Annotated in this window: 24 protein-coding genes; 14 read left to right on the plus strand and 10 right to left on the minus strand. The window is 70.3% G+C overall.

The window, feature by feature from the left end:
• Positions 1 to 46 precede the first annotated feature (46 nt).
• Positions 47 to 1,447: a nucleobase:cation symporter-2 family protein gene (locus ACIBVQ_RS24540; protein ID WP_399180172.1), complete on the minus strand. Its 1,401-nt coding sequence runs from the start codon at positions 1,445 to 1,447 to the stop codon at positions 47 to 49.
• A 316-nt stretch (positions 1,448 to 1,763) separates the two neighbouring features.
• On the opposite strand from ACIBVQ_RS24540, the gene ACIBVQ_RS24545 reads away from it, so the two are divergent.
• The 11 genes from ACIBVQ_RS24545 (at position 1,764) to ACIBVQ_RS24595 (ending at position 12,387) form a co-directional block, all read left to right on the plus strand.
• Positions 1,764 to 2,465, plus strand: coding sequence for an aspartate/glutamate racemase family protein (locus ACIBVQ_RS24545; protein WP_399180174.1), 702 nt, complete (start codon positions 1,764 to 1,766; stop codon positions 2,463 to 2,465).
• Between the two features lie 8 nt (positions 2,466 to 2,473).
• Entirely contained in the window at positions 2,474 to 3,421 is a 948-nt protein-coding gene (locus tag ACIBVQ_RS24550) for a polysaccharide deacetylase (protein WP_399180176.1), read from the plus strand.
• The gene (locus ACIBVQ_RS24555; RefSeq protein WP_352014387.1) at positions 3,418 to 4,110 is read left to right on the plus strand and encodes a GntR family transcriptional regulator; all 693 of its coding nucleotides are present in this window, start codon (positions 3,418 to 3,420) and stop codon (positions 4,108 to 4,110) included. Before ACIBVQ_RS24550 ends, ACIBVQ_RS24555 begins: the two co-directional genes overlap by 4 nt.
• An 86-nt stretch (positions 4,111 to 4,196) precedes the next feature.
• On the plus strand, positions 4,197 to 5,435 hold the full coding sequence (locus ACIBVQ_RS24560) for a DUF1116 domain-containing protein (RefSeq protein WP_352014388.1): 1,239 nt from the start codon (positions 4,197 to 4,199) through the stop codon (positions 5,433 to 5,435).
• Complete coding sequence (locus tag ACIBVQ_RS24565; RefSeq protein ID WP_399180179.1) at positions 5,432 to 6,958, plus strand: amidase family protein; 1,527 nt, start codon at positions 5,432 to 5,434, stop codon at positions 6,956 to 6,958. Before ACIBVQ_RS24560 ends, ACIBVQ_RS24565 begins: the two co-directional genes overlap by 4 nt.
• A complete protein-coding gene (locus ACIBVQ_RS24570; protein WP_399180181.1) occupies positions 6,955 to 7,359 on the plus strand; it encodes a DUF2237 family protein in 405 nt (134 codons plus the stop codon). Before ACIBVQ_RS24565 ends, ACIBVQ_RS24570 begins: the two co-directional genes overlap by 4 nt.
• Positions 7,356 to 8,588, plus strand: coding sequence for an MFS transporter (locus ACIBVQ_RS24575; protein ID WP_362913615.1), 1,233 nt, complete (start codon positions 7,356 to 7,358; stop codon positions 8,586 to 8,588). Before ACIBVQ_RS24570 ends, ACIBVQ_RS24575 begins: the two co-directional genes overlap by 4 nt.
• A gap of 87 nt (positions 8,589 to 8,675) precedes the next feature.
• Entirely contained in the window at positions 8,676 to 9,272 is a 597-nt protein-coding gene (locus ACIBVQ_RS24580) for a hypothetical protein (RefSeq protein ID WP_399180183.1), read from the plus strand.
• Between the two features lie 197 nt (positions 9,273 to 9,469).
• On the plus strand, positions 9,470 to 10,549 hold the full coding sequence (locus ACIBVQ_RS24585) for an ABC transporter substrate-binding protein (RefSeq protein ID WP_399180185.1): 1,080 nt from the start codon (positions 9,470 to 9,472) through the stop codon (positions 10,547 to 10,549).
• Complete coding sequence (locus ACIBVQ_RS24590) at positions 10,542 to 11,627, plus strand: FecCD family ABC transporter permease (RefSeq protein ID WP_399180187.1); 1,086 nt, start codon at positions 10,542 to 10,544, stop codon at positions 11,625 to 11,627. Before ACIBVQ_RS24585 ends, ACIBVQ_RS24590 begins: the two co-directional genes overlap by 8 nt.
• A complete protein-coding gene (locus tag ACIBVQ_RS24595; protein ID WP_399180189.1) occupies positions 11,617 to 12,387 on the plus strand; it encodes an ABC transporter ATP-binding protein in 771 nt (256 codons plus the stop codon). Before ACIBVQ_RS24590 ends, ACIBVQ_RS24595 begins: the two co-directional genes overlap by 11 nt.
• Before the next feature lie 189 nt (positions 12,388 to 12,576).
• Here the strand turns inward: ACIBVQ_RS24595 and ACIBVQ_RS24600 are convergent, their stop codons facing one another.
• The 5 genes from ACIBVQ_RS24600 to ACIBVQ_RS24620 form a co-directional block, all read right to left on the minus strand.
• A complete protein-coding gene (locus ACIBVQ_RS24600) occupies positions 12,577 to 14,406 on the minus strand; it encodes a caspase family protein (protein WP_399180191.1) in 1,830 nt (609 codons plus the stop codon).
• Entirely contained in the window at positions 14,396 to 14,800 is a 405-nt protein-coding gene (locus ACIBVQ_RS24605; RefSeq protein WP_399180192.1) for a hypothetical protein, read from the minus strand. Before ACIBVQ_RS24605 ends, ACIBVQ_RS24600 begins: the two co-directional genes overlap by 11 nt.
• A 373-nt stretch (positions 14,801 to 15,173) precedes the next feature.
• Positions 15,174 to 15,632 (minus strand): GNAT family N-acetyltransferase, encoded by a 459-nt coding sequence (locus ACIBVQ_RS24610; protein WP_352014398.1) that lies wholly within the window; start codon positions 15,630 to 15,632, stop codon positions 15,174 to 15,176.
• A 188-nt stretch (positions 15,633 to 15,820) separates the two neighbouring features.
• Positions 15,821 to 16,006, minus strand: coding sequence for a 4-oxalocrotonate tautomerase DmpI (dmpI, locus tag ACIBVQ_RS24615; RefSeq protein ID WP_352014399.1), 186 nt, complete (start codon positions 16,004 to 16,006; stop codon positions 15,821 to 15,823).
• A gap of 259 nt (positions 16,007 to 16,265) precedes the next feature.
• Positions 16,266 to 16,661 carry a winged helix-turn-helix transcriptional regulator gene (locus ACIBVQ_RS24620; protein ID WP_399180195.1) on the minus strand — a complete coding sequence of 132 codons (396 nt, stop codon included), beginning with the start codon at positions 16,659 to 16,661 and terminating at the stop codon, positions 16,266 to 16,268.
• Positions 16,662 to 16,820: 159 nt separating this feature from the next.
• Here ACIBVQ_RS24620 and ACIBVQ_RS24625 point away from each other — a divergent pair, with 159 nt between their 5' ends.
• Positions 16,821 to 17,786, plus strand: coding sequence for a zinc-binding dehydrogenase (locus ACIBVQ_RS24625; RefSeq protein ID WP_399180197.1), 966 nt, complete (start codon positions 16,821 to 16,823; stop codon positions 17,784 to 17,786).
• Here the strand turns inward: ACIBVQ_RS24625 and ACIBVQ_RS24630 are convergent.
• Positions 17,770 to 17,973: a hypothetical protein gene (locus ACIBVQ_RS24630; RefSeq protein WP_362913595.1), complete on the minus strand. Its 204-nt coding sequence runs from the start codon at positions 17,971 to 17,973 to the stop codon at positions 17,770 to 17,772. The genes ACIBVQ_RS24625 and ACIBVQ_RS24630 overlap by 17 nt on opposite strands.
• Before the next feature lie 316 nt (positions 17,974 to 18,289).
• Positions 18,290 to 18,943, minus strand: coding sequence for a type 1 glutamine amidotransferase domain-containing protein (locus ACIBVQ_RS24635; RefSeq protein ID WP_352014403.1), 654 nt, complete (start codon positions 18,941 to 18,943; stop codon positions 18,290 to 18,292).
• A gap of 69 nt (positions 18,944 to 19,012) precedes the next feature.
• Here ACIBVQ_RS24635 and ACIBVQ_RS24640 point away from each other — a divergent pair, with 69 nt between their 5' ends.
• Positions 19,013 to 19,858 carry a LysR family transcriptional regulator gene (locus ACIBVQ_RS24640; protein WP_399180392.1) on the plus strand — a complete coding sequence of 282 codons (846 nt, stop codon included), beginning with the start codon at positions 19,013 to 19,015 and terminating at the stop codon, positions 19,856 to 19,858.
• Between the two features lie 4 nt (positions 19,859 to 19,862).
• Here the strand turns inward: ACIBVQ_RS24640 and ACIBVQ_RS24645 are convergent, their stop codons facing one another.
• Both ACIBVQ_RS24645 and ACIBVQ_RS24650 read right to left on the minus strand, forming a co-directional pair.
• Positions 19,863 to 21,059: a TolB family protein gene (locus ACIBVQ_RS24645; protein ID WP_399180199.1), complete on the minus strand. Its 1,197-nt coding sequence runs from the start codon at positions 21,057 to 21,059 to the stop codon at positions 19,863 to 19,865.
• Positions 21,056 to 21,580 (minus strand): SigE family RNA polymerase sigma factor, encoded by a 525-nt coding sequence (locus tag ACIBVQ_RS24650; RefSeq protein WP_399180201.1) that lies wholly within the window; start codon positions 21,578 to 21,580, stop codon positions 21,056 to 21,058. Before ACIBVQ_RS24650 ends, ACIBVQ_RS24645 begins: the two co-directional genes overlap by 4 nt.
• A gap of 827 nt (positions 21,581 to 22,407) precedes the next feature.
• Between ACIBVQ_RS24650 and ACIBVQ_RS24655 the strand changes: the two genes are divergently transcribed.
• Positions 22,408 to 24,534, plus strand: coding sequence for a tetratricopeptide repeat protein (locus ACIBVQ_RS24655; RefSeq protein ID WP_362913587.1), 2,127 nt, complete (start codon positions 22,408 to 22,410; stop codon positions 24,532 to 24,534).
• Positions 24,535 to 24,576: the final 42 nt, after the last annotated feature.

Below are 24,576 nucleotides of genomic sequence, written 5' to 3' on the forward strand. Positions count from 1 at the left end.
CGTGGTGCTCCTTAGGTACGTGTGTGCTGACGCCGGGGCGTGGGACTCAGGCCGTGCCCTCCTGGGCTTCGGCGAGTTCGGGTGCCTCGGCGGGTGGTTCTTCCCTGCGGGTCTCCCCGCGGACGAACAGGTGGTTGAAGAGCAGGTTGAGCAGCAGCGCCACCAACACGGTGGCCGTGATCGCGCTGCCGAGGATGAACTGGGTGTCCTGGCTGAACTTCTGGTAGATCGTGGGCACCACGACCGGCAGCATGCCGACGCCGAGTGCCACGGCGACGATGAGCAGGTTCTGGTTGCCCTCGTACTCGACCTTCTGGAGCATCTGGATGCCCACGGCCGCCGTCATCGCGAACATCACCAGGCCGGCGCCGCCGATCACGGGTCCGGGCAGGCTGGCGACGAGTTCGCCGAGCTTGGGAATGGCTCCCATGATCACCAGCAGGATTCCGGTGACCGTGATGACGTAGCGGCTCTTGACCTTGGTGAGGCTGATCAGGCCCACGTTCTGGCCGAAGGTGGAGTCCGGCACGGAGTTCATGAACCCGGCCAGCAGGGAGGACAGGCCGTCGGTGGCCAGGCCCCTGGCCATGTCCCTGTCGGTGACCTTCTTGCCGACGGCGTCCCCGATGGCCAGGACGCAGGCGGTCATCTCACTGAAGACGACCAGCATGGCCACGCACATCGCGATGATTGGAACGATCCGGAACTCCGGCGCGCCGAACTGCAGCGGGGTGGAGAAGCCGAACCACTTGGCCCCGGCGACGGAGGAGAAGTCCGCCAGGCCCATGAACCAGGAGATCACCGCGCCGATGGCGAGTCCGAAGAGCACGGAGACGTTGCGGACGAACCCGCCGAAGACCCGGTTCACCAGGACGATGATCGCCACGACGCCGAAGGCCAGCAGGATGTACCGCACGCTCGCGTAGTCCGCCGCGGCCGGGTCGGAGCCGATGATGAGGTCCGCGCTCACCTTGATCAGCGACAACCCGATGATCGTGATCACACAGCCGGTGACCAGGGACGGGAAGTACCGCAGCACCTTGGAGAACGGTCTGGCGACCAGGATGCCGAAGACGCCGGCGGCGATCATCGAGCCGTACATGGTCGGCAGGCCGTACTCGGAGCCGATCAGGATCATCGGGGTGAGGAAGGTGAACGAGGCCCCCGCGACCACCGGCATCCGGATGCCGAAGAAGCGGGTCAGGCCGACGCTCTGGATGATGGTCGCGATTCCGGCCACCAGAAGGTCGGCGTTGACGATCAGCGCGATGGTGTGGGTGTCGAGTTTGAGCACCGCTCCGAGCACGAGCGGGACGGCCACGCAGCCCGCGTACATGATCAACATGTGCTGCAGGCCGAAGAAGAACAACTGGGGGATGGGCAGGACTTCGTCTACCGGATGGCGGTCCGAAGCCGTTGACTGGGGTGCGCGGACGGTAGGTGACACGACGGTCTCCTGGGCACTGAGTGGAACGCGCCCTGGTCCCTCCGGCGGCGTCGACGTGGCCATGATCCGGAGCTATGGGCAGACGTGTTCGATGCCCGCCGGAGCGGGAATCCTCGCTGGTCCGACGGCCGGGGTGGCCCGTCAGAGCGCCGTTACAGTGGGTATCCGGTTAGCGGTATATGGAGATTAAGCGCGACCTATACCAGTGTCAACGACTTGTTTTCCTACGGACCACTTCTTAGGATTCTGTATACCGTATCCCTAATCGACCCCTCTGAGCGGAGGCACAGTGCAGCCGGCCGCCCGGCGGATAGGCATGATCGCCCCGTCTTCCAACACCGTCGTCGAACCCGTCACCGGCGCCCTGCTGGCCGCGAGGAACGACGTCTCGGTCCACTTCACCCGGATCAGGGTGACGAGCATCAGCCTCGATCCGGCCGACACCCGCCAGTTCGACCAGGACACCTTCACCGACGCCGCCAGACTCCTCGGTGACGCCCGCGTGGACGTTGTCGCCTGGAACGGCACCTCGGGCTCGTGGCTCGGCCCCGGCCGTGACGAACGCCTGTGCCGCGCCATGGAGGAGGTCGCCGGCGTCCCCGCGACCACCTCGACCCTGGCCATGCTCACGGCGCTGCGGGCCTTCGGGTCCGAACGTCCCGGCCTGCTCACGCCGTACACACCGGACGTCGGGGAGGCCATCGCCGTGAACTACGCCGAGCAGGGCCTTCCCGTGCGGGCGGCCCGCCACCTCGGCCGCACCACCAACTACGACTTCGCGCTGATCGGCGACGCCGAGCTCGACGCGGCCTTCGACGGGCTCGCCGCCGCGGGCTGCGACGCGGTCGCGGTGGTGTGCACCAACGTGCGCGCCGCGCACCTGGCCACCCGCTGGGAGGCCGGGTACGGCGTCCCGGTGGTGGACAGCGTCGCGGCGACCCTGTGGCGGGCCCTCGTCCTGGCCGGGGACACCACTCCGATCACCGGGTACGGCGAGCTGCTCGCCGCCCAGAGATGAGGAAAAGCATGGCCAAGGACATAAAGATCCTCGTGGGAGTCGACGTCGACGCGGTCGCCGGCTGGCTCGGCTCCTACGGCGGCGAGGACTCCCCCAACGACATCCAGCGCGGCGTGTTCGCCGGTGAGGTCGGCACCCCACGCCTGCTCCAGCTCTTCGAGCGGTACGGCCTGCGGACGACCTGGTTCATCCCGGGCCACTCCATCGAGACCTTCCCCACCGAGATGGCGGCCGTCGCCGAGGCGGGGCACGAGATCGGGGCGCACGGCTACTCCCACGAGAACCCCATCGACATGACCCCCGACCAGGAGCGGGACGTGCTCGGCCGCTGCGTCGAGCTGGTCGAACGCCTGTGGGGACGGCCCCCGCGCGGCTACGTCGCCCCCTGGTGGGAGATGAGCCCCAACACCGCGGGCCTGCTCAAGGAGTTCGGCTTCTCCTACGACCACTCGCAGAACTACAACGACTTCCACCCCTTCTACGCCCGGGTCGGCGACGAGTGGACGAAGATCGACTACACCGGACGGGCCGCCGACTGGATGAAACCCCTCAAACACGGCACCGAGGTGGACCTCGTCGAGTTCTGCGGCAACTGGTACGTCGACGATCTGCCGCCGATGATGTTCGTCAAGAAGTCCGCCAACAGCCACGGCTTCGTCAGCCCCCGCGACGTCGAGCAGCTGTGGCGCGACCAGTTCGACTGGGTCTACCGTGAGCTGGACTACGCGGTGTTCCCCATGACGCTCCACCCCGACGTCTCCGGACGGCCCCAGGTGCTGATGATGCTGGAACGGCTCTTCGACGACTGGCTCGGCCTTCCCGGGGTCGAGTTCACCACCTTCGACGCGGCGGCCGACGACTTCCGGCGGCGTTATCCTTTCGAGGAGACCGATCGTCCGGCGCCCGTCGGCGACGGTCCCGGGCCGAGACCGAACACCGGGGAGACGACCCTGTGAGCAGGCAGCCGGACGCGCCGGGTTCTTTCGACATCGACGCCGACTACAAGCCGCTCAGGGACCGCGTCCGCGACGAGCTGCGCCAGCGGATCATCGACGACGTCTACCCCGCGGGCACCCGGCTCGTCGAGACCGAGATCGCGGCCCAGCTCGGCGTCTCCAGGCTTCCGGTGCGCGAGGCCATCCGGGCGCTGGAGACCGAGGGGTTCGTCAGGACGGTCCCCCGCAGGGGCGCGGTCGTCGTCGAGCTGTCCGAGCAGGACGTCGAGGAGCTGTTCGACGTCAGGGAGGCCCTTGAGGTCCTGGCCAGCCAGCAGGCGGCGACCCGGGCGACCAAGGCCGAGCTGCGGCGGGTCCGCAACGCCCTGGCCAGGGGCCGCAAGGCCCTCGACGCCGGAGACCGGGTGGCCCTCGGCGAGGCCAACGAGGCCTTCCACGACGAGATCCTGAAGCTGTCCCACAACGTCCTCCTGCAGACCGTGCTCGAACCCCTCCAGGGACGTCTGCACTGGCTGCTGCGCCAGACCGGCGACCCGCACGACCTGTTCGAGGAGCACTCCGCCTGGTTCGAGGCGATCGCCTCCGGCTCCCCCGACCTGGCCGCCGAGCACGCGCGCAGGCACGCCCGGCTGAACCGGGAGATCGTACGCAAGCTCCTGGCCGAGCGGCACCAGGCCCCCTCCGCCTAGGCCTGTTCGAGAAATCCACACAGCGTTTCCCCCACGGCGAGCGACCCCGCCGTGCCTTCGCCTTCCCACATATCAGGAGCACCGCCATGTCCGATCCGACCCGGGCGACACTCGACGCCCTCAACGGCACCGACGTCCACCTGCGCCGCGTCTGCAAGGCCCGCGACGCCACCGACCAGGTCGGGCCACGACACTTCCTGCACGCGGGACCGCCGATCGCCCTGGCCGACATCCCCGGGCCCATGCGGGGCGGGATCATCGCGGGCCTGCTCCTGGAGAAGGAGGCCGGGTCCGTCGCCGAGGCCGAGGCGATCATCGACCACGGCGAGGTGAGCATCAGCCCCTGCCACGACGCCGGCGCCGTGGGGGCCATGGCCGGCATCGTCACCCCCGGCACCCCCGTCGTGGTCGCCGAGACCGCCGGCGGGCTGCGGACGTTCTCCCCTCTGAACGAGGGCATCGGCGGGGCCATGCGCTACGGGTCGTACGACGAGGTGACGCTGGCGCGGCTGCGCCGGCTCGGCGACGTGCTCGCCCCCGCCCTCGACGAGGCCGTGGCGAACTCCGAGCCGCTCGACCTGATCGCCCTGGTCGCCGAGGGGCTGCGCCGGGGCGACGACTGCCACAACCGGCTGGTGGCCACCAGCGCGGCCCTGCTGGTCACGCTCACCCCCGGCCTGCTGCGCTCCCGCCTCGACCGGGAGGACCTGGCGGAGGTCGTGGCCTTCGTCGCGGGCAACGGGCACTTCGCGCTGCCCTTCGCGATCTCGGCGGCCAAGGCGGTCACGCTGACCGCGAGCGGCATCGCGGGCAGCCCGATCGTCACGACCATGGCGGGCAACGGGCGGGAGTTCGGCATCCGCGTCAGCGGCCTCGGCGACCGCTGGTTCACCGTGCCCTCGCCGGTCGGCGACCCGGTCCTCGTCGAGGGGGCGACCCTCGACGACGTCACCCCGACCATGGGCGACTCGATGATCGCCGAGACCGCGGGCTTCGGCGCCCTCGCGATGACCGCCGCCCCCGCGATCATGTCCTTCGTCGGCGGCGACATGGCCCTGGCCCAGGGGATCACCCGGCGCATGCGGACCCTGTGCGCCGGGACGAGCGAGCGGTTCCTCATCCCGGCCGAGGACTTCCTGGGCACCCCGCTCGGCATCGACGTGCACCGGGTGCGCGCCCTCGGCGTCGAACCCGTCATCAACAACGGCCTCGCCCACCGGGAGCCGGGACGCGGCCGGGTCGGCGCCGGGATCACCTCGATCCCGATCGAACCGTTCGTCGCGGCCAGCCAGGCGCTCACGGAGGAAACGGAGCGGCGCGGGTGAGCCTCCCTTCCTTCACCTCAGCTGACCTGGAGGCCGTCGCGGGCCGGTGGAACCTCGACCCCGGGCTGGTCGGCAGGCTCGGCCCGGCGATCGACCGGATGCGCGACGCCTACGGCCGCGTCCGGGACCTGGCGGCCGAGGATCGCGCCTCCAAAGCCCCGGAACCGCCGCCCGTCGCGGTCACCCGGGTGCCGCGCGGTCCGGACAACCCGCACGGTGCCTGGCTGTACCGGATCGACGACCCCGAAACGCCGGGAACCGGGCCGCTGGCCGGGCGGACGGTGACCGTCAAGGAGTCCGTCGCGGTGCGCGGGGTGCCGATGACCCTGGGCAGCCGCCTCATGGCCGGGTTCGTCCCCGGCTCGGACTCGGTGGTCGTCGGCCGGATGCGCGACGCCGGGGCGGTGATCGTCGGCACGTCGGTCTGCGAGGACCTGTGCTACTCCGGGTCGAGCTTCACCAGCGCGCACGGCCCGGTGGGCAACCCCTGGGACCCGAGCCGGTCGGCGGGCGGCTCGTCGAGCGGCGCCGCGGTCCTGGTCGCCACCGGGCAGGCCGACTACGGCGTCGGCACCGACCACGGCGGCTCGGTCCGCAACCCCGCCGCCTGGTGCGGCGTCCTCGGACTCAAGCCGACCTATGGGATCGTCGACTACGACGGCGCCATGCCGACCGAGCGCACACTCGACCACATCGGCGTGCTGACCAGGGACGCCGCCGACCTGGTCGCCTTCCTTGAGGCGGCGGCCGTGCCGGGGCCGTACGCCGAGGGGTATGCCGAAGAGGTGGCCGGGCTGCGGGCCGGAGTCCTCACCGAGGGGTTCGGCTGGCCGGGCCGTTCCGACCCGCGCCTGGACGACGTGGTCCGCGGGGCCGCGCGGGCGCTGGAGAAACTGGGGCTGACCGTGTCAGATGTCTCGGTGCCGTTGCACCGGTACGGCAGGGACATCCACCTGCCCATCTCGATCGAGGGCGGCCTGACCACCGTCTTCGAGTCACGGCTGCAGGGCAACAACCACCAGGGGCCCTACCACCCGAACTTCGGGGAGACCTTCGGCCAGGCCGTCGCCGACCGTCCGGAGGACATCCCGGTCGGCGGGGTGCTGGCGCTCGTCGGCGCCACCCTGCTGCGGGACGCCACCCACGGCAAGGTCATGGCCTACGCCCAGCAGTTGCGCCGGAGGCTGCGCGAGCAGGTGGACCTGGCCCTGCGGGAGGTCGACCTCCTCGTCCTGCCGAGTGTCCCGATGCCGCCGCACCCGCTGCCCGCCGACCCCCGCGAGGCCGTGATCGAGACCGACCTCCCCTTCGAGATGCACGACAACAACTGCGTCTTCAACCTCACCGGGCACCCGGCGCTCAGCGTCCCGTGCGGATTCGTCGACGGACTGCCGGTCGGCATGCTGCTGGTCGGACGGCCCGGCGCCGACGCCCGCCTGGCCCGGGTCGCGGCCGAGTTCGCCGAGCGCGTCTTCCGCTGCCCCGTGCCGCCGCACCACGAAACCATCGGGAGCCAACGATGACCGAGCAGGCACTGAACGTCTTCGGCGAGCCGCTGGAGGCCTGCGGCTTCGACCCGATCACCGGTTACCGCCGCGACGGCCACTGCCACACCGGCCCCGACAACCCCAAGGGGCACACCGTCTGCGCGATCGTCGACGAGGGCTTCATCGCCTTCCAGTCCACGGTGGACAACGACATCGCGACCCCCCGGCCCGACCTGGCCTTCCCCGGGCTGAAGCCGGGTGACCACTGGTGCGTGATCGCCGCCAAGTGGTACGAGGCCTACCTGGCCGGTCACGCCTGCCCGGTGAACCTCGCGGCGACCAACGCCAGGGCCCTGGAGGTGATCCCCCGCGAGGTCCTGATGGAGTACGGCGTGGACCTCCGCGCCTCGGACGGACGAACCCCGGACACGCCGTGAGCCGCTGGAACGCGCTACGCGCCTACGCCGCCCTGCCCGCGACCACCGGCCCGTGGTACCTGGCGATCACCCTGCTCGGCCGCATCCCCGCCTCCATGGGCCAGCTCGGCTCGCTGCTGCTGGTCAGCGGGGCGACCGGGTCGCTGGCACTGGGCGGCGCCACCGCCTCGGCCTTCGCGATCGGGCAGGCCACGGGCGGGCCGCTCATCGGCAGGTCCGCCGACCGGTACGGCCACCGGCCGACCGGGCTGGTCGCCGCGCTGCTGCACGCCGCCGCCCTCGTCCTGCTGGTGGTGTGCGTCGAACAGGACGCGCCCACCTGGGCGGCGCTGGCCTCCGCGGTGGTCGCGGGCTCCGCCGTACCGCAGGTGGGGCCGCTGTCCAGGGCCCGCTGGACCGCGCTGGTCCATCGCGGGAAGCTGTCCCTGAACCGCTTCCCCACCGCGATGAGCTTCGAGGGGACGAGCGACGAGTTCGCCTTCGTCCTCGGCCCCGCCCTGGTCGGCATCATCGCGACGGTCACCTCCCCCCGCACGGCGGTGCTCATGGCGGCGGCGCTCACCGCCACGGCCTGTGTGTCCTTCGCCCTGCACCCGACGGCGACCATGGTCACCCGGCACGAGGATCGGGACGGGGCCGCCACGGCTCCGGTGCGGCGCGTCCCGGTGTTCCTGCTCGCCGCCGGGCTGACCGGTCTGGGCTGCTACTTCGGCTCGGTGCAGGCCGGGGTCACCTGGCGCGCGGTCGACGCGGGCTCGGAGGGGGCCGCCGGGCTGATCTACGCGATCCTCGGGCTGAGCAGCGCCCTGGCCGGGGTCTTCGTCCCGATGCTGCCCGCCTCCTTCCCGCTCGCCCGCAGGCTCCAGGCGGGTTTCGCGCTGCTGGCCGTCCTCAGTCTGCCGCTGGCGATCGTCGGCGGGCTGAACATCGGCGGGCTGTGGCCGCTGGGCCTGCTGATCGTGCTGCCCGGCGTCACCATCGCCCCGATCCTCGTCACGGCCTACACCCAGGCCGAGATGACGGTCCCGGTGCAGCGGATCTCGTGGGTCATGACCGTGCTGACCTCCTCCGTCGTCATCGGTTACGCGATCGGCGCCTTCCTGTCCGGCACCCTCGCCGACCGGTACGGCCCGCTGGCGGCCTTCCTGGTCGCGCTGGGCGCGGCCTGCGTCGGCGTCGCGGCCAGCGGCTTCGGCAGGCGACGACTGGCGGCCCTGCGGCCGGGATAGCGCGGGTGGGGTCGTCGAGGGCCCGGCCGGACCGCTTCGTTCGCCCGGTGCGGTGGTCTCCGTGGTGGTCTGAGATGATCTGTCGCCATGGGGCCGTTCTCGGCGGTGAGGTGGGTACGCGCGACGGGGTTCGCCGTCACCTGCGCCACCCTGGCCGTGCTCGGTCACCTGCTCGGCGGCGGATCCTTCGACCCGGCGGCGGCCGCCGGCGGCGTCCTGCTGCTGGTGCCGGTCGCGCTGGCGCTCACCGGACGTGAGCGGACCTTCGGCGCCATCCTTCCCGCGACCGGCCTGTCGCAGGTCGTCCTGCACGCCCTGCTCTCCTACGGCGAGCCGCAGGCGGCGGTGGCGCACCACACGACGGGCACATCCCCGGGGCAGATGGGCCACATGGCCACCTCGGCCCTGGGCATGCCGCTGATGCACCTGGCGAGCGTGGTGGCGACCTCGGTGTGGCTGCGCTGGGCCGAGGAGAACCTGTGCGCCCTGGCCAGGCAGCTGGCCGGGCACGTGCTGCGGCGCCTGCTGGTCCTGCTGATCCTGACGCCCCCGCAACCGTACGGCCCGGTCACCGTCCCGGTGGCCGAGGAGATCAGGGCTCCCCGAGCCCGCACCCTGCTGAGACACGCCCTCGTGCGCAGAGGGCCTCCGGGAGCGCGCGCCGCGTCGGTCGCGGCCCTCTGACATCCGGCGACCGCACCGGACGGCCCGTCACGGCCGCCCGGCACGGTCCCGCGCGCCGGCGCGCACCCTTTCCGTACGGCTTCCGCGACCTTCCTACGTGGCCTCCCGTACGGTTCCCGTGTTCCTCCGTACGGCCTCCGTGCCTGCTCAAAGTGCCCCGGCGCGCGCTCTCCCCTCGGCAGAAAGCGCGAACACCCATGTCCTTCGACCGTCTCACCAGACCACTGGCCGCCGTACTCGCGACGGCCCTGGCCCTCACCGGCTGCGGCGCCCGGGGCGGAGACCCGGCCGCCGCGAAACCCCAGGTCACCGAGGCCCCCGGCCCCACGAAATACCCGTTGACCCTCGACAACTGCGGCATGCGGATCACCTTCCAGGCTCCGCCACGACGCGTGCTGATCCTCAACGGGACGAGCGTCGGCGAGGCGGAGAGCTTCGTCCTGCTCGGCCTGGAGCGGAACGTCCTGGCCAACGCGCAGAGCTACGGCGTCTCCGACGACCCGTCGATGGTCGGCAGGGTCAGGGCGCTGCCGACCGGCGGGCTGACCATGAACAAGAACTTCGACGTGCCCGCGGAACAGGTGCTCAACCTCAAACCGGACCTGGTCGTCTCCACCTGGTCCGGCGGGTTCGAGGCCAGGAACGGCTTCGCCACCCGCGAGCAGCTCGCCGCCGCCGGGATCACCTCACTCGTCAACCCGGTCAACTGCGCCATGGGCAAACCCGACGCGACACCGGAGGAGAAACTCGCCTACCGGGGCCAGTCCATCGGCTCCACCTTCGAGTTCATCGGCCTGCTCGGCAGGATCTTCGACGTCCAGGAACGGGCGCTGGACCTGGTCGGACAGCTGCGCTCCCGGGTCGAGGCCGTACGGGCGCGGGTCTCCGGCCGCCCCGCCAGGAGGGTGCTCATCGCCTACCCCGGCATGTCCATGATGAACGCCAACGGCCTGCCCGCCGTGATGACCGGGGGCATCTACGACGACGTGATCAGGGCGGCCGGGGGCGTCAACGTCTTCGCCGGTCAGACCGCCGACATGACGCGCACCCTCAACAGGGAGCAGCTGGCCGTCGCCCCGGTCGACGTCCTGGTCGTCGGCCTGTTCGGCCCCCGGGAGGACGGCGAGCGGGAGGCGGCCAGGCTGTTCGCCGCCTACCCGCAGTGGCCCGCGTCCCGGTCGAGGAGCTACACCGTGGTCTCCGACGGCGCCTACCTCGGCCCGCTCAACGCCTGGGCCGTGGAGAAGATCTCCCGGGTGGTGCACCCCGGTGACTGACCTCGCAACCCCCGCGAAGAGCCGCCCCCACCTGATCTCAGGACCCGCGACCGGGGCGCTGCTGGCCGTACTGGCGGCGGCCCTGGTCGCGGCCCTGGTGCTCGGTGTCTCCGTCGGCTCGGTCACGCTACCCTTCGGCCAGGTCTGGCAGGTGGTCTGGGCGCATCTGTCCGGCCACGGCGACCAGGCCGACCCGATGCTCGGACAGGTCGTCTGGGAGATCCGTACGCCACGGGCCCTGCTGGCCGCGCTCGCCGGGGCGGGCCTGGCGGTGGCCGGGGTGGCGCTGCAGGCGCTGGTCCGCAACCCGCTCGCCGACCCCTACGTGCTCGGTGTCTCGTCGGCGGCCTCCCTCGGCGCCGTGCTGGTGCCCGCCCTCGGTGGTACGGCGCTGGCCGGGCTGGCCGGTTCGCTCGGCGTCACCGGCGCCGCCTTCGTCGCCGCGATGGCCTCGGCGCTGGTGGTCTACGTGCTGGCCCAGCGATCCGGGCAGCTGCTCGACTCCTGGCTGGTGCTGAGCGGGGTCGCCGTCGGATACCTCTGCACGGCGGCCACCACCTTCGTCCAGCTCCAGCTCAACCCGACGGAGCTGCAGGGGATGATGTTCTGGCTGATGGGCAGCGTCGCCGGGGCCTCCTGGGACGACCTCGGGGTGCCCGCCCTGGTCATCGTGGCCTGCGTGGCGTGGCTGCTGACCCAGGCCCGCGCGCTCAACGCCCTGCTGGCCGGGCAGGACGCGGCCGTCGCCGTCGGCGTGCCGGTGGCCGCGCAGCGCGTCGGACTGCTGCTGGTCGGGTCGCTGCTCACCGCGACCGTGGTCAGCGTGGTCGGCGGCATCGGGTTCGTCGGGCTGATGATCCCGCACGGCACCAGGTTCGTCGTGGGAGCCGACCACCGGCGTGTGCTGCCGACGTCCCTGCTGTCGGGGGCGTTGTTCCTGGTGCTGGTCGATCTGGCCGCCAGGGTCGTCGACCGCCCCAACGAACTGCCCGTCGGCGTGTTCACCACCGGGTTCGGCGTGCCGTTCTTCCTGTGGTTGCTGCGCCGCCGTACGAACGGGGGCTCCGATGCGTCTTGACCTGGCCGGGGTCAGCGCGCGCATCGACGCGCGCCCCATCGTCAGCGAGGTCGACCTGACCGCCGAACCCGGGGAGTTCGTCGCGCTGGTCGGCCCGAACGGCAGCGGCAAGTCGACCCTGCTGCGCACCGTCTACCGGTCGCTGCGCCCCTCCGGCGGGGTGGTACGGCTGGACGGCGAGGACCTGTGGGGGATGCGTCCCCGGCAGGCGGCCCGGCGCCGCGCGGTACTGCCCCAGCACGGCCAGGCGGCCGACGGGTTCTCGGCCGAGGAGGTCGTCGCCGTCGGCAGGCACAGCCGCAGGAAACCGCTCGGCAGGGAGACGGCGGCCGACCGCGAGGCGGTCACGACCGCGCTGCGGCGGGTCGGCATGGACTGGGCCGCCGACCGGCTGATGACCACGCTGTCCGGGGGTGAGCGTCAGCGGATCTTCCTGGCCCGCGCGCTGGCCCAGGAGGCGCCGCTGCTGGTCCTCGACGAACCGACCAACCACCTGGACGTCGGCTCCCAGCTTCTCCTGCTGGACCTGGTCCGTTCCCTCGGCCTGACGCTGCTCGCCGCCCTGCACGACCTCGACCAGGCGGCGGCCTACGCCGACCGGATCGTGGTGCTCAGGCGGGGCCGCGTCGTGGGACACGGCCGGCCGCTCGACGTGCTGACCCCGGCCTTCATCGAGGAGGTGTTCGGCGTGCGGGCGCACGTCGGCCCCCACCCGCTGACCGGCCGCCCGCACATCGCCGTGGCCACCCCGGAGAGGTAGGCCCGCCAGGAGCCCGTGGGGTCGTCGTCCGGTCTTGACCCCACGGGTTCTCTCGGGTTCCCACCGGTTCCCACGATGGCTCCGGCCATGGTCCGGGACGGCTTTGGTCACGGCCTTGGTCACGGCTCAGAGCGGTCCGGCGGCCTTGGTCGCCGATCCGGGTGGGGCGGTGGGGTTCGGGGCGGCTTCTCAGCCGGTTCGCCAGAGCCGGATGGTTCTGTCGAGGCCGCCGCTGGCGAGGGTGTGGCCGTCGGGGCTGAACGCCAGTGAGGTGACGCCACCCGTGTGGCCGGTGAGCGGCGGCCCCTTGTGCTTGTGGGTCTTGGTGTCCCACAGCTGGATCCTGCCGTCGCCGGTGCCGACGGCCAGTGTCCTCGCCTTGGGGTGGTAGGCCACCGCGTTGACGGGGTTACCGGTGCGCAGAGGAGGGTCCTCCGGGTGGCCCCCGCCGTTCCCGTTCCACAGCGTGACGTCGCCGGGGCTGTTGCCGAGGGCGATGACCCCCTTGCTGTTCACGGACAGGGTGTTGACCGAGCTGATCCCGTTCACCGTCAGCAGGCCCATCTTCTCGTGGGTCCCCACGTTCCAGAACCGCACGTGGTTGTCACCGTAGGCGGTGAGCAGCACGGTTCCGTCGGTGCCGAAGCGCACGGCGTTCACGACCGCAGGACGGTCGGTGAGGGTCGCGGCGGTGCGCCTGCTCGCCACGGTCCACAGCCGGGCGGAACGGTCGGCTCCCCCGCTGGCCAGGATGTTCCCCCTGACGTTGAACGCCACCGAGTTCACCGCGCCGGTGTGGCCGGTCAGGACGGCGGTCGTGGTCTCGTTCGCCACGTCCCACAACCGGACGGTGCCGTCGGCTCCCCCGCTGGCCAACGTTCTCCAGTCGGGGCTGAACGCCACCGCGTTCACCGCGCCCGCGTGCCCTGTCAGTACGGCGACGGCCCCTCCGCTCTCCGGGTTCCACAGCCGGATGCCGCCGTCGGCGCCTCCACTGGCCAGTGTTCTCCCGTCCGGGCTGAACGCCACGGAGTTCACCGCACCCGTGTGACCCGTCAGGACGCTCCTGTCGACCGTCGGGGTCACGCTCAGGCTCGGTGTGTTCGTGGGACGCGGTGTGGCCGCCGTACCGCCGTAGAAGCGTCTGCCGACCTCGGCGACGCCGAAGACCGTGGCGGCCGCGGCCGCGCCGACACCCGTGGCCAGGACGGCACGGCGCCCGACCCTGAGAGGCGGGGCCTTCCTGGAGGGAGGGACCGGCCGAACGGACGGTGACCTGTCAGCGGCCTGGTTGCGCACGAAGGGGTGGTGGATCGCGGTGTCGGTGCCCCGCTGGTTGGGGGCGGGCAGCCCGCGTCCACGCAGCCGTTGTCTCAGGTGGGAGTAGATGTCGTTCATCGTCAGCCACTCGGGACCGCCGGAGACTCCGGTGCGGACCAGGTCGAGAAGCTCGGCGGTGAAGGAGGTCGGGGTGTCCGCCTGCTGGTCGAGGGAGACGACGTGGGCGGTGTGGTCGCTGGCGGTGAGGGTGTAGGCGCCGTGGATGTCGGTGCTGTCCACGACGGTGCTGGAGAGCGCCTCGATGGCGCGGCCCGAGTAACAGCAGTCCAGGATCACGATCTTCGTCCGGGCGGGGCTGTCCATCAGGACCTCCCTGAGCCGCTCGAACTCCAGGCCGGTGATGTCGGTGTCGGTGAAGTCGGTGTCCTTGAGGATCATGCACAGCTGCCCGCGCCGGGTGATGGTGCCGTGCCCGGCGAAGTAGACCAGCAGCACGCCGGTGGTCTCCTCGGCCACACGTCGTAGGTTCTGCACGAGCCTGCGCATGTCGGTGGGGTCTCGCCAGATCTCGACCTGTTCCTCGGACCAGCCGCACAGTTCGGGATCGGTCAGGACCTCCGCCATGCCGCGCAGGCTGTTGGCCACCGCGGGAAGCTGGGGGAAGCGCCGGTCGGAGTATTCGGAGGTACCGATGAGAACGGCCCGCGAGCCCGAACGGTCGTGGATGTCACCCCTCATCGCCGTCCCGCTGGGTCTTCTCCTCGCCGCCGTCCCGAAGGATCTCCTCCTCGCCGTCCCGCAGGATCTCCTCAAGCAGCGACAGCACAGCGGTGTCCCTGACCCGCTGCGCGTTGAGCTCCACGGTCCCCGAGGGAGAGGTCACCGTGATGGTCACATCGGCGCGACGGGTCCGCAGCCATGTGGTCAGAGCCCTGACCAGGGCCATCCCGGCACCGCTCGACCCGAGTGCGACGGCGAGCGTGTCGAGCACCCCGCCCAGTTCGCCCTCGGCCGGGGGACGCCGCACCACGCGAACCCCGCCTGTCAGGGCGCGTTCGGCGGACAACCACCCGCGTAGTTCGGTGATCTCGGTGATCTCGTCGCCACCTGAGACCTGGACCAGGGCATCCATCGGCACCTCTGACCTGTCGGCCCTCCGGCCCGCCGGGCGGAGGGACACTCGACAACGCGCTGAATTATTTCAGGAAACGCCCCGGCCGTGAGGTTGGTTCCGCACAGAGGAAAAAGAGATCGCTTCCATGCGGATCTCCATATTTGCCATTTTCACCGGTATAAATTAAGCCTTTTTCGTCCCGGCTTCCACAGGAGCGGGCGAGGCTCGGCCCATGACCTGCGACGACAAGGGCTGCGAGCGAAATCACGGGGTGCCGTTCCCCTGCGTCACCCCCGGCCAGGCGGCGACCCCCGGGAGAGCGAAAAAGGCTTATTGATATGAAATATCCGGATATCACACTATATAGCGATGGATCACCCTGGCCCTTCGCTCACCCCTCGGGCAGCGCGAGCAGCACGTGCTCGTGCTCGCCGTACCGGACCGTGTCGACGCGCCGGAAACCGCACCTCTCCAGCAGGCGCACCGAGGCCGTGTTGCCGCCCGACGGGTCGGCGTAGAGCGGGCGGACCCTCTCAAGGGCCAGGAACAGGCTCAGCGCCTCGGTGCCGACGCCCCGGCCCCAGAACGGCCTGCCGAGAACGTAGCCGATGAAACGCCTGTCCTCCGCCCACCAGGAGACGACGTTTCCCGCGGGCTCGCCGTCCACGGTGACCGTCCGCACCAGGACGGTCGGATCGCCCAGGACCCGCGTCCGCCAGTGGCGCATGAAGACCTCACGCTCCCTGGGGGTGAACATCGAGCGCCTGACCGTCTCGGGGTCGTGCTCGTGCTCAAGGAACAACTCCAGATCGGACTCCACAACGGCCCTCAGCCGCACGCCTGCGCTCACGGCGCCGATTCTCACACCGGCCACCGACATTCCCCCGCCGGGAAAGCGGTCACGACGCGCCGGTGAGAGCGGTCCGGGCTTACGCGTTTCCCCTGCCGCGGAAGGTTCCTCCCCGGAAGGGGGCGGCGCCGTGCCGGGCGATCGAGACGGTGTCCCGGAACGCCCGGCTCGCCGTACGGACCGCGGGCCTACTTGTCGTCCACCACCAACGTGCCCGCGACGCCCCAGCTGTCCGCGGGAACCTCGGTGATCCACACCTGGACGGTCTCCGGCGGCAGGCCGTACGACTCGACGAAGGCGTCGGTGATCCTCCTGACCAGTTCGCGCTTCGGCTCGATGTCCCGCGGACCCTGAAGCACAGTGACGACCGGCATGGTTACTCCCAATGATGTCGGCCCCGGATTTCGGAGCCGACACCAGTTTCCGAACGGCCGGCCGCGGGCGGAAGACGGCACCGAAAGGTGCCATGGGCACCACCGGGTGACCTACCTCCGAACAGGTGACCGTCCAACGGCTTTGTCGCCGGACGTTTTCCTGTCGGGTCGGACGGGCAGCGGAGACCGGCAGCCCCGTTCACGGGTCCCAGCGGAAACGCGGAAATCGCGCCGAGGATTCAAATGGTCCGTCCGGCTCTCAGCCGATGCCCACCCGCGGCGTTTCCCGGTCGTTGTACTCCTGACGGGCGAGCAGGATCTCCCCGATGTGGCCGTAGGCCCACTCACGCACCACGTCCACCGTCCCGGCGAGGCTGTGGCCCAGGGGGGTCAGCGAGTATTCGACCGTCACCGGGACGGTCGGGTAGACGGTGCGCAGGATCAGACCGTCGGACTCCATGCCGCGAAGGGTCTGCGTCAGCATTTTCTGGGAGACGCCCTCGATCCTGGCCCGCAGCTGGGTGAAACGAAGGGTCTCCTCTCCCAGCGAGAGAATCACCAGCATCGTCCACTTGTCGGCGATGCGGTCGAGGATCTCCCGGGTCGGGCAGGCGGACTTCAGCATGTTCCAGCGGGAAGAGGAGCTGTCTGCCATGGCGACATCATAGCCTCGGCCTTTTCGGTTTCCTCCAGGTGCCCTGGCCACCTCGAAGTGCCGACTTCCGGGAGCGGGAAACCGTTTTTAGACTCCGAGACCGGTCGGCGGGTTTCCCGAACTTCGAATGCTCGCCGGATGGAGAAGGAGGAGTTTCACATGAAGGCTCTGGTGCCCACCGGCGACCTGGATTCCCTGGTCCGGTACGACGACGTGGCGGCCCCGTGCCCGAAACCCGACGAGGCGTTGGTCGCGGTTGAGGCGTTCTCGGTCAACCGGGGGGAGTTCTTTCTCCTGGCGAGACCGCGTGAAGGCTGGAGGCCGGGCAAGGACATCGCGGGCACGGTCGTGCGGGCAGCCGACAACGGGACCGGACCGGGGGTCGGAGAACGGGTGGTCGCCCATCCCGCGTCCGCCGGGTGGGCGGAGAAGGCGGCCGTCCCCATCTCCTCGCTCGCCGTACTGCCCGGCTCGATGACAGCCGTGACCGCGGCGGCGCTGCCGCTGGCGGGACTGACCGCCCTGCGCCTGATGCGGCGGATCGGCGGCGTCCTGGGAAAGAGGATTCTGATCACCGGCGCCTCCGGCGGCGTCGGTCACTACTTCGTCGAACTCGCCGCCGCCTCGGGCGCCGAGGTGACGGCTGTCAGTGCCTCGCCGGAACGCGGGCTACGGCTGGCCGAACTCGGCGCGGCGGACGTCGTGCACGACGTGGCGGAGGCCACGGGACCGTTCGACGTCGTGCTGGAGTCGGTCGGCGGCGACTCGGCTCCCAAGGCACTGTTGAAGACGGCCAAACGGGGGACCTTCATCTGGTTCGGCCAGGCGAGCCGCCAACCCGCCACCTTCAGCTTCTTCGACTTCTTCGCCGGGCCCGAGTCCGCCCGGTTGCACCACTTCCACTACGCCGACAGCGACGTGGCCGATGGAACCGACCTGGCTACCCTGGTCAGGCTGACCGCGACCGGGCGGCTCCATCCCGAGATCGGACGTGAGACGGACTGGGCGGACACCGCCACGGTGCTGGCGGACCTGCGGGACCGGAGAATCCGCGGCAAGGCCGTCCTGCACGTGGAACCCGCGCCGGCGAGCGGGGCTGACCGCACGGCTACGCACGCGGCCTGAAGTGGCGCACGGTCAGGGCCACGGCGCAGGCGACGGTGACCACCCCCGCGGTGAGCCCGAGCGTGCTGCCCTCACCGCCGTTGGCCATGTTGGAGACCACGTTGACCGTCGCGCTGACCGCGAGGAGCATCCACAGCAGAGCACGCGCGGCCCGAAAACGCCTGCGGGGAACCGGGAAATAGTTCATGCCGAAACCCTAGGAAAACCCCAGGACCTGGGTAATCCGGTCCGCCACCGACCTGGATTGGGGCTGACAGGAAGGCCGGAAGGTGGGGCCGGCACCACCATCCCCACCGAACCGGCCCCGGTTCGAACCACGGCTCGCCCCATCCCCGCTCAGGATCCCGGCTTTCGTCTCGCGTCAGCCTTCACCCGGCCCCCGCTCAGGCTCCCGCCCCGCCCGGCCCCTCCCGGCTTTCGTCCCGCGTCAGCCTCTATCCGGCCCCGTTCAAGCTCTCCGCCCCGCTCGGGCGCCGGCCCCCGTTCGGACGCTCAGGGCCTGTTCACTCCCCGGCCAGTACCCGTACGACCTCCTCGGCCACGCCACGGGCCGAGGCCGGGTTCTGGCCGGTGACCAGGCGGCCGTCCGTGACGACCTGGGCGGCGAAGTCGGCGGCGGGCACGTGCTCGGCCCCCTGCTCGCGCAGCCGCTCGGCCAGCGGGAACGGCACCACCGCGGTCAGCCCGACCGCCTCCTCCTCGCTGCCGGTGAAGGCCGCGACCCGCCTGCCCGCGACCAGCGGCTTCCCGTCGGACAGTTCGAGGTCGACCAGCGCGGCCGGACCGTGGCAGACGGCCGCGACGACACCACCCCGCTCGTGGACCCCCCGGGTCAACCGGCCGATCCCGGGGTCGCCGGGGAAGTCCCACATGGCCCCGTGACCGCCCGCGAAGAACACGGCGTCGTACCTCTCCGGCTCCAGGTCCGCCACCCGCGCGGTCTCCCCGAGCACGTCGAGGAAACGACGCTGCACCGGGTCGTCGGCGTTCTCGCCGTCACGCGGCGGCACACCCCCGGCCACACTGACCACCTCGACCTCGTGCCCGGCCTCGGTGAAGATCTCCCACGGCTCCGCCGCCTCCGACACGTAGAAACCGGTGCTCCTGCCGGTTTCACCCAGTTCGCCATGGCTGGTGAGGACAATCGCGATACGCATGCCATGATCGTCACCCATCTCCCCGTGGACGACCAATAACGCCTTCCGGGTACTACCATCAGAAATCTGATCTCACTCGACCTGCTGCGTACGTTCCTGGCCGTCCACCGGTCAGGTTCGGTCACCCGCGCCGCCGAGCACCTCGGCCTGTCGCAGCCCGCCGTGACCGCGCAGGTCAGGGCGCTGGAACGGGCACTCGGACAGCCGTTGTTCGAACGGCTGCCCCGGGGCATGGCCCCGACCCCCGCCGCCGACGAACTGGCCGGACGCGTCGCGGCGCCGCTCGACGCGCTTGAGGAACTCGACGTCACCGAGGTACCGGAGCGAGCCGTACACCTCGGTGGGCCCGCGGAGCTGATGTCCGTCCTGGCACTGCCCGCGCTGGCCCCCATGGTCGCCGGGGGGCTGCGGCTGCGGGTGACGCTCGGCCTCGCCGACGACCTGCTCACCACGCTCGCCGGGGGCACGCTCGACCTGGTGGTCTCCACCGTACGGCCCCGCAGGGGTACCGCCCTGACGGCCGAGGCGCTGTGCGACGAGGAGTTCGTGCTGGTCGGCACCCCCGGCTGGGACCTCGACCGGCTTGAGGCGGCTCCCCTGGTCGCCTACGCGGAGAACCTGCCGATCCTGCGCCGTTACTGGCGGGTCGTCTTCGGGACCCGTCTGACGCGCGTGCCCGCCCTGGTCGTCCCGGACCTGCGCGGGGTCCTCGCCGCGGTGGTCGCGGGCGCGGGGGTGACCGTCCTGCCCCGTTACCTGTGTACGGCGGAGCTGACCGGCGGCCTGCTCGTCCCCCTGCTGGAGCCCGAGCTGCCGCCGATCAACACGCTGTTCCTGGTGTCCAGGGCGGGAAGGCTTCACCCCATGGCCGTCGCGGTCCGCGACCACCTGCTACGACGGGGACGTTCCTGGTGACCGGTCACGGAATCCTGGACAGGACGACCACGTGGAGTTCGCCCTTGAGCCGGTAGGACATGATCCGGCCCGTCGGGTCGGTGACGGGGATCCCGCCGTTCGCCACCTCCTCCCGCAGGCCCAAGTCGACGATCGTGCCGGTGCTCACGTCGAAGAGCCCGAGCGCCTGCTCGTCCTCCTTGATGTTGCACAGATGGAAACGGTCCTGCCTCAGCGGCTCGGGGATCTGGTAACCGAGGGGCACGTCCTTCTGCTGTGAGCCGTCACGTAACCGGACGAAGCCCTCCTCGTCAGCCGTCACGCCGATGCAGGAGTGCACCCCGCAGGCGTACACCCGATCCTTCCCGTCGACGGCGGCCGAGTCGACCTTTCCGGTCTCCAGGTTGACCAGCCGGGTGAAGAGGGGCTTGTCGCGCCCGCCGCCGATGCCCGGCGAACCCGCCCACGGCCACGACAGCAGGTGCTGCCTGTCGCCGGCCGGAATCCGCGTCGCCTTCCCCCCGGTCAGGGGAACGGTGAACACCCCGCCGTTCACCGGGGAGAACACAACCTTGCCGTTCGCCACGCCGAAGCCGTCGAACCCCTCCATGTCCTGGTCGGCCACGGGACGGGCCCCCGCACCGTCCAACGACGCGGCCCAGATGTGGGTCTTGCCCTTCGTCGTGTTCCACCAGGCCACCTGACCGTCGCCGACGCTGAAGCCGCCGGAGAACCGCACCACCCCCTGAGGCTCGGGCACGTCCGCGATCTTCCGCGGCTCCCCGCCGGCCAGGGGGTAGGCGTAGATCGTCTCCGGCCGCTCGAAGTCACGGTCCGCCGCGACCAGCAGCGTCTGGTCGTCGATCAGGGTGATCGGTCGCAGGTCCCGGCCGTTCGGCGCCTTCAGCGGCAGCTTCACCACGGCCTGCGGCCACACCTGCTCGATCGGCTTGGCCTCGATCTTCGTTGAGGTCATCACCTGGGACGACCTCCCGCCCGTGGCGCTGGCCGACGAGGCCCCCGTGTCACCGCCCACGCGCAGCCCGACCACGCCTCCTCCCGCGACCGCGACCACGGCCGCCGTCGCGAGTGCCGCCTGCAGCCGCCGCCTGCGCCGCCGGTATCCGGTCTCCAGCCGGGCCGCGGCCGTACCGGCCAGCCGGGGTGCGTTTCCCGCCGCGTGCCCCAGGGTCTCCTGCAGGCTCCTTTCGAAATCGTTCATCGCCACTCCCCCTGCACTGCGCCGATATTTCCCGAAATTTCGTGGCTTTCCGTCCGCATGGCGGAGCGAAGCTTGTCCAACGCCCGTGACGCCTGGCTCCGTACGGTCCCCCTGGAGATCCCCAGGGCCGCCGCGATCTCCGCGTCGTCGAGCCCCTCGTAGTACCGCAGCACCAGCACCACCCGCTGTCTGCGCGGCAGTACGGCCAGCGCCTCCCACATCGCCTGCTCCCCACCGTCGGGCAGCCTGTCGTGGTACCCGTGCTCGGGCGGCTCCCAGCTGAGCACCTCACGGCGCCGCAGCCGCCAGACGGCGACGTGCAGCCTGGCCATGATGGTGCGCACGTAACTCTCCGGATTCTCCTTCGTCAGGAGGCGCGGCCAGGCGGCGCGGAGCTTCAGCAACGCCTCCTGCACCAGATCCGCCGCGTCGTGTGGGTTCCCGGCCAGCACGTAGCCGTAGCGCAACAGCGCGTCCCCCCGCTCGGCGACGAACTCCGCGAACCGTGGATCCGCTTCCAACTACCTTCGCCTCCCGTCGTCCTCATCACCCCCCAGATGAGAACGCCCCCCAAACTGTTGCATCCACGGCGAAATCCATGCGGATCACGCGTGACCTGTCGGCGTCGGCAGGAATCTGTATGACAGGCCTGTCCCGGTCGGCCGGTGCCCCATGGCTCGCAGCCCGAGCTGTGGAGCCGCCTGCCTCCGTGTTCTTCACCGTCCGCAGCCAACATGGCGGTTTCACCGTCGGGGGCCGCAATCCGAATCTTCGGACCTACGTTCGAGTGTGAAACATCACGACTTTATGGTGCGTCTCTCACAGTTCGTACCGGGAGCAGCCGCCCTCCGACGTTTCCCCTTGCGGGAACCCGGGCGTTGGCCCTTTCACGTCGAACGAACCGTCCGCGAACAAGGTGACCGTATTTGCTCACTTCCCTTTTCCCTGGAGTTCCCCAAGTCGTCGAAGCGGTCCGTACAACTCCGCCCCCGAATCGATCGCCGAAGTCGAAGCTCCAGGACACGGCTGGGGCGGAGCGCCATCCGGGGCGGACCAGAGCGTCTCTCCAGAGAGCGGGCAGTGGATTTACGACGCGTTCCCCATTAGCCATACGGTGACCCTATGTACACGGAAGGCCCGGAACAACCACCACACTCAGCATCACCCGGCAAGCCATCACCATAATAATCCTGGATAGGCCGATGAAATAACCATCTCGACCGCTTGACGAATTCAAGAGCAACGATAAAAATGGAAGTTCCGGCCAGATTTCCCCAACCGCAAAGAGATATAACCGCAGTCAAAAATCTCAGGAGCATGAATTATCGCTCACGACGCGAGCAGGGCGATGGGTGAGGACCTCAGAGACCAGGGACACTCCAACGAGCTGGGCGGGACCGTGTTCGGGCCGGCCCTCCAGGCCCGTGACGTTCACGGCGGAATCCATCTGCACCAGACCGCCTCCCCTGAGGCCCCGCTGCTCAAGCCCAACCAGCTCCCGGCCGGGCATCCCATCGTGAATCGCCATGACGAGCTCGCCCTGCTGGACGACATCCGTTCCGGCTCCGGCGGAACAGGGGCTCCCAAGGTCGCGGTGGTCAGCGGCCCGGCGGGCGTCGGCAAGACAGCGATGGCGTTGCACTGGTCGCACCGGGAACACGACTCCTTCCCCGACGGCGGGCTCTTCGCCGACCTGCGGGGACACGCGACCGACAAACCCATCCAGCCGACCGAGGTGCTGGGGTGGTTCATCCGCGCGTTCGGCGTCGAACCCAAGCGCGTCCCCGCCGGACTGGCGGAACGTTCCGCGCTCTACCAGTCGCTGGTGAGCGGACGCCGCCTGGTGGTCATGCTGGACAACGCCATATCGGTCGCACAGGTGACCCCCCTGCTGCCCGCCTCGGCGGAGAGCGTCACGATCGTCACCAGCCGTTGGCGCCTGGCGGGGTTGCTGATGCGCGGTGCCCGAGCCGTACAGCTTGAGCAGCTCAGCCCGAGGTCCTCGATCGAACTCCTCGGACGCACCGTCGGCGGCGAGCGGATACGCGCCGAGCAGGAGTCCGCCGAACGGCTGGTCGAGTTGTGCGCCCGGCTGCCGCTCGCCCTGTGCGTCGCCGCCGCCCGGCTTGCCACCAGGCCTCGCTGGCCCCTGTCCGAGATGGTGCAGGCCCTTACCCACGAACGACGGAGGTTGGCGGAGTTGTCGATCGGCGACGAGGACGAGACGAAGGTCCAGGCGGCATTGGCGCTTTCCTACAACGGGCTCTCCTCCGACGACATCAGGCGGATCTACCGGCGGCTCGGCCTCTTCCCCGGCACCACCTTCGACAGCTGGTCGGCCGCCGCGACGGTCGCGATGCCGCGTGCCCACGTGCGGGAACTGCTGGAGATCCTGATCGATGCCAACCTGCTCGACGACGCGCCCGGCGGCCACTACCGCTTCCACGACCTGATTCGGCTGCACGCCCGGGAGATGGCCGAACGGGACGAGTCCGAGGAGGTCCGCGCGCGGACCGTGCACCGGGCGGTCGACTGGTTCCTGTCCACCGCCACGACCGTGAACCGACTGGTCATGCCCTACCGCAAGGTCAACTTCGACGCGGTCGTCAACGAGCCCGCCGAACCTCTCACCTTCGCTGATCGAGCACAGGCACTCGACTGGCTCGACGACGAACTCCCCAACCTCAGGGCGGCCATCCAGGTCGCCATGGAGCAGCGGCTTTTCCCCACGGCATGGCAGTTGGTGGACGCGCTGTGGCCGCTGTTCCTCTACCGCGGCCGCCATGACGAACGCCTTGAGATCGACAGGATGGGCCTTGAGGCGGCGCGGGCCTGCGCGGACGCCGAGGCCGAGGCCAAGATGCTGAACCGGACCGGGCTGGCACACCGCGCCCTCGGTGAACTCGACGAAGCCGCGGCCGACTTCCATGCGGCGCTGGAGATCTGGCGCCGGGAGGAGAACCGGTATCGCATATCCGGCAGTACACGCAGGCTGGGACTGATCGAACTGGACCGAGGCCATATCGAGGAGGCCGTCGTACTGCTCCAGGAGTCACTGAGCCAGTACCGAGCGGCGAAGGAGTCGCGCAAGGTCGCGCTTCTCCTCTGCGACCTCAGTGAGGCACTGATCGAACTGGGGAAGACAGCCGAGGCCGTTGACCACCTCGCGGAGGCCGAGGGCCTGCTTGCCGAGGTGGACGACCCACACAACCGGGCCAGAGCACGCATTCTTCTCGGCAGTGCCAGGGGAGGAGAGATTGGGACGGCCCTGGTCGAGCGGGAGTTGGAGGAGATGAAGAGGATCGGTTCGGCGATCGGCCAGGCGCAGGCCCTTCAGGCGTTGGGTGACCTCGCCCTGCGGGAGCACCGTGAACAGGACGCGCGGACCCTCTACGAGGAGGCCCAGCGCGTCCTGGCACAGAGCGGCAGCCGGAGCAGACAGTTACAGGAACGTCTGTCCCGGCTGGCCAGGTGACCACGCCACGTCAACCGCCCAGACAGAGCGCGCCGTACCGAT

It is taken from the genome of Streptosporangium sp. NPDC049376 (assembly GCF_044466505.1).
Taxonomy (GTDB): Bacteria; Actinomycetota; Actinomycetes; order Streptosporangiales; family Streptosporangiaceae; genus Streptosporangium.

Bases quoted from the DNA above. Each gene is read 5' to 3' on its own strand.
- ACIBVQ_RS24580 (WP_399180183.1), top strand. From the start codon at position 8,676: ATGGGGCCGTTCTCGGCGGTGAGGTGGGTACGCGCGACGGGGTTCGCC.
- ACIBVQ_RS24550 (WP_399180176.1), top strand. From the start codon at position 2,474: ATGGCCAAGGACATAAAGATCCTCGTGGGAGTCGACGTCGACGCGGTC.
- ACIBVQ_RS24645 (WP_399180199.1), bottom strand. From the start codon at position 21,059: ATGAACGATTTCGAAAGGAGCCTGCAGGAGACCCTGGGGCACGCGGCG.
- ACIBVQ_RS24620 (WP_399180195.1), bottom strand. From the start codon at position 16,661: ATGGCAGACAGCTCCTCTTCCCGCTGGAACATGCTGAAGTCCGCCTGC.
- ACIBVQ_RS24605 (WP_399180192.1), bottom strand. From the start codon at position 14,800: ATGGATGCCCTGGTCCAGGTCTCAGGTGGCGACGAGATCACCGAGATC.
- dmpI (WP_352014399.1), bottom strand. From the start codon at position 16,006: ATGCCGGTCGTCACTGTGCTTCAGGGTCCGCGGGACATCGAGCCGAAG.
- ACIBVQ_RS24585 (WP_399180185.1), top strand. From the start codon at position 9,470: ATGTCCTTCGACCGTCTCACCAGACCACTGGCCGCCGTACTCGCGACG.
- ACIBVQ_RS24545 (WP_399180174.1), top strand. From the start codon at position 1,764: ATGATCGCCCCGTCTTCCAACACCGTCGTCGAACCCGTCACCGGCGCC.
- ACIBVQ_RS24570 (WP_399180181.1), top strand. From the start codon at position 6,955: ATGACCGAGCAGGCACTGAACGTCTTCGGCGAGCCGCTGGAGGCCTGC.
- ACIBVQ_RS24635 (WP_352014403.1), bottom strand. From the start codon at position 18,943: ATGCGTATCGCGATTGTCCTCACCAGCCATGGCGAACTGGGTGAAACC.
- ACIBVQ_RS24560 (WP_352014388.1), top strand. From the start codon at position 4,197: ATGTCCGATCCGACCCGGGCGACACTCGACGCCCTCAACGGCACCGAC.
- ACIBVQ_RS24595 (WP_399180189.1), top strand. From the start codon at position 11,617: ATGCGTCTTGACCTGGCCGGGGTCAGCGCGCGCATCGACGCGCGCCCC.
- ACIBVQ_RS24600 (WP_399180191.1), bottom strand. From the start codon at position 14,406: ATGAGGGGTGACATCCACGACCGTTCGGGCTCGCGGGCCGTTCTCATC.
- ACIBVQ_RS24625 (WP_399180197.1), top strand. From the start codon at position 16,821: ATGAAGGCTCTGGTGCCCACCGGCGACCTGGATTCCCTGGTCCGGTAC.
- ACIBVQ_RS24630 (WP_362913595.1), bottom strand. From the start codon at position 17,973: ATGAACTATTTCCCGGTTCCCCGCAGGCGTTTTCGGGCCGCGCGTGCT.
- ACIBVQ_RS24655 (WP_362913587.1), top strand. From the start codon at position 22,408: ATGGGTGAGGACCTCAGAGACCAGGGACACTCCAACGAGCTGGGCGGG.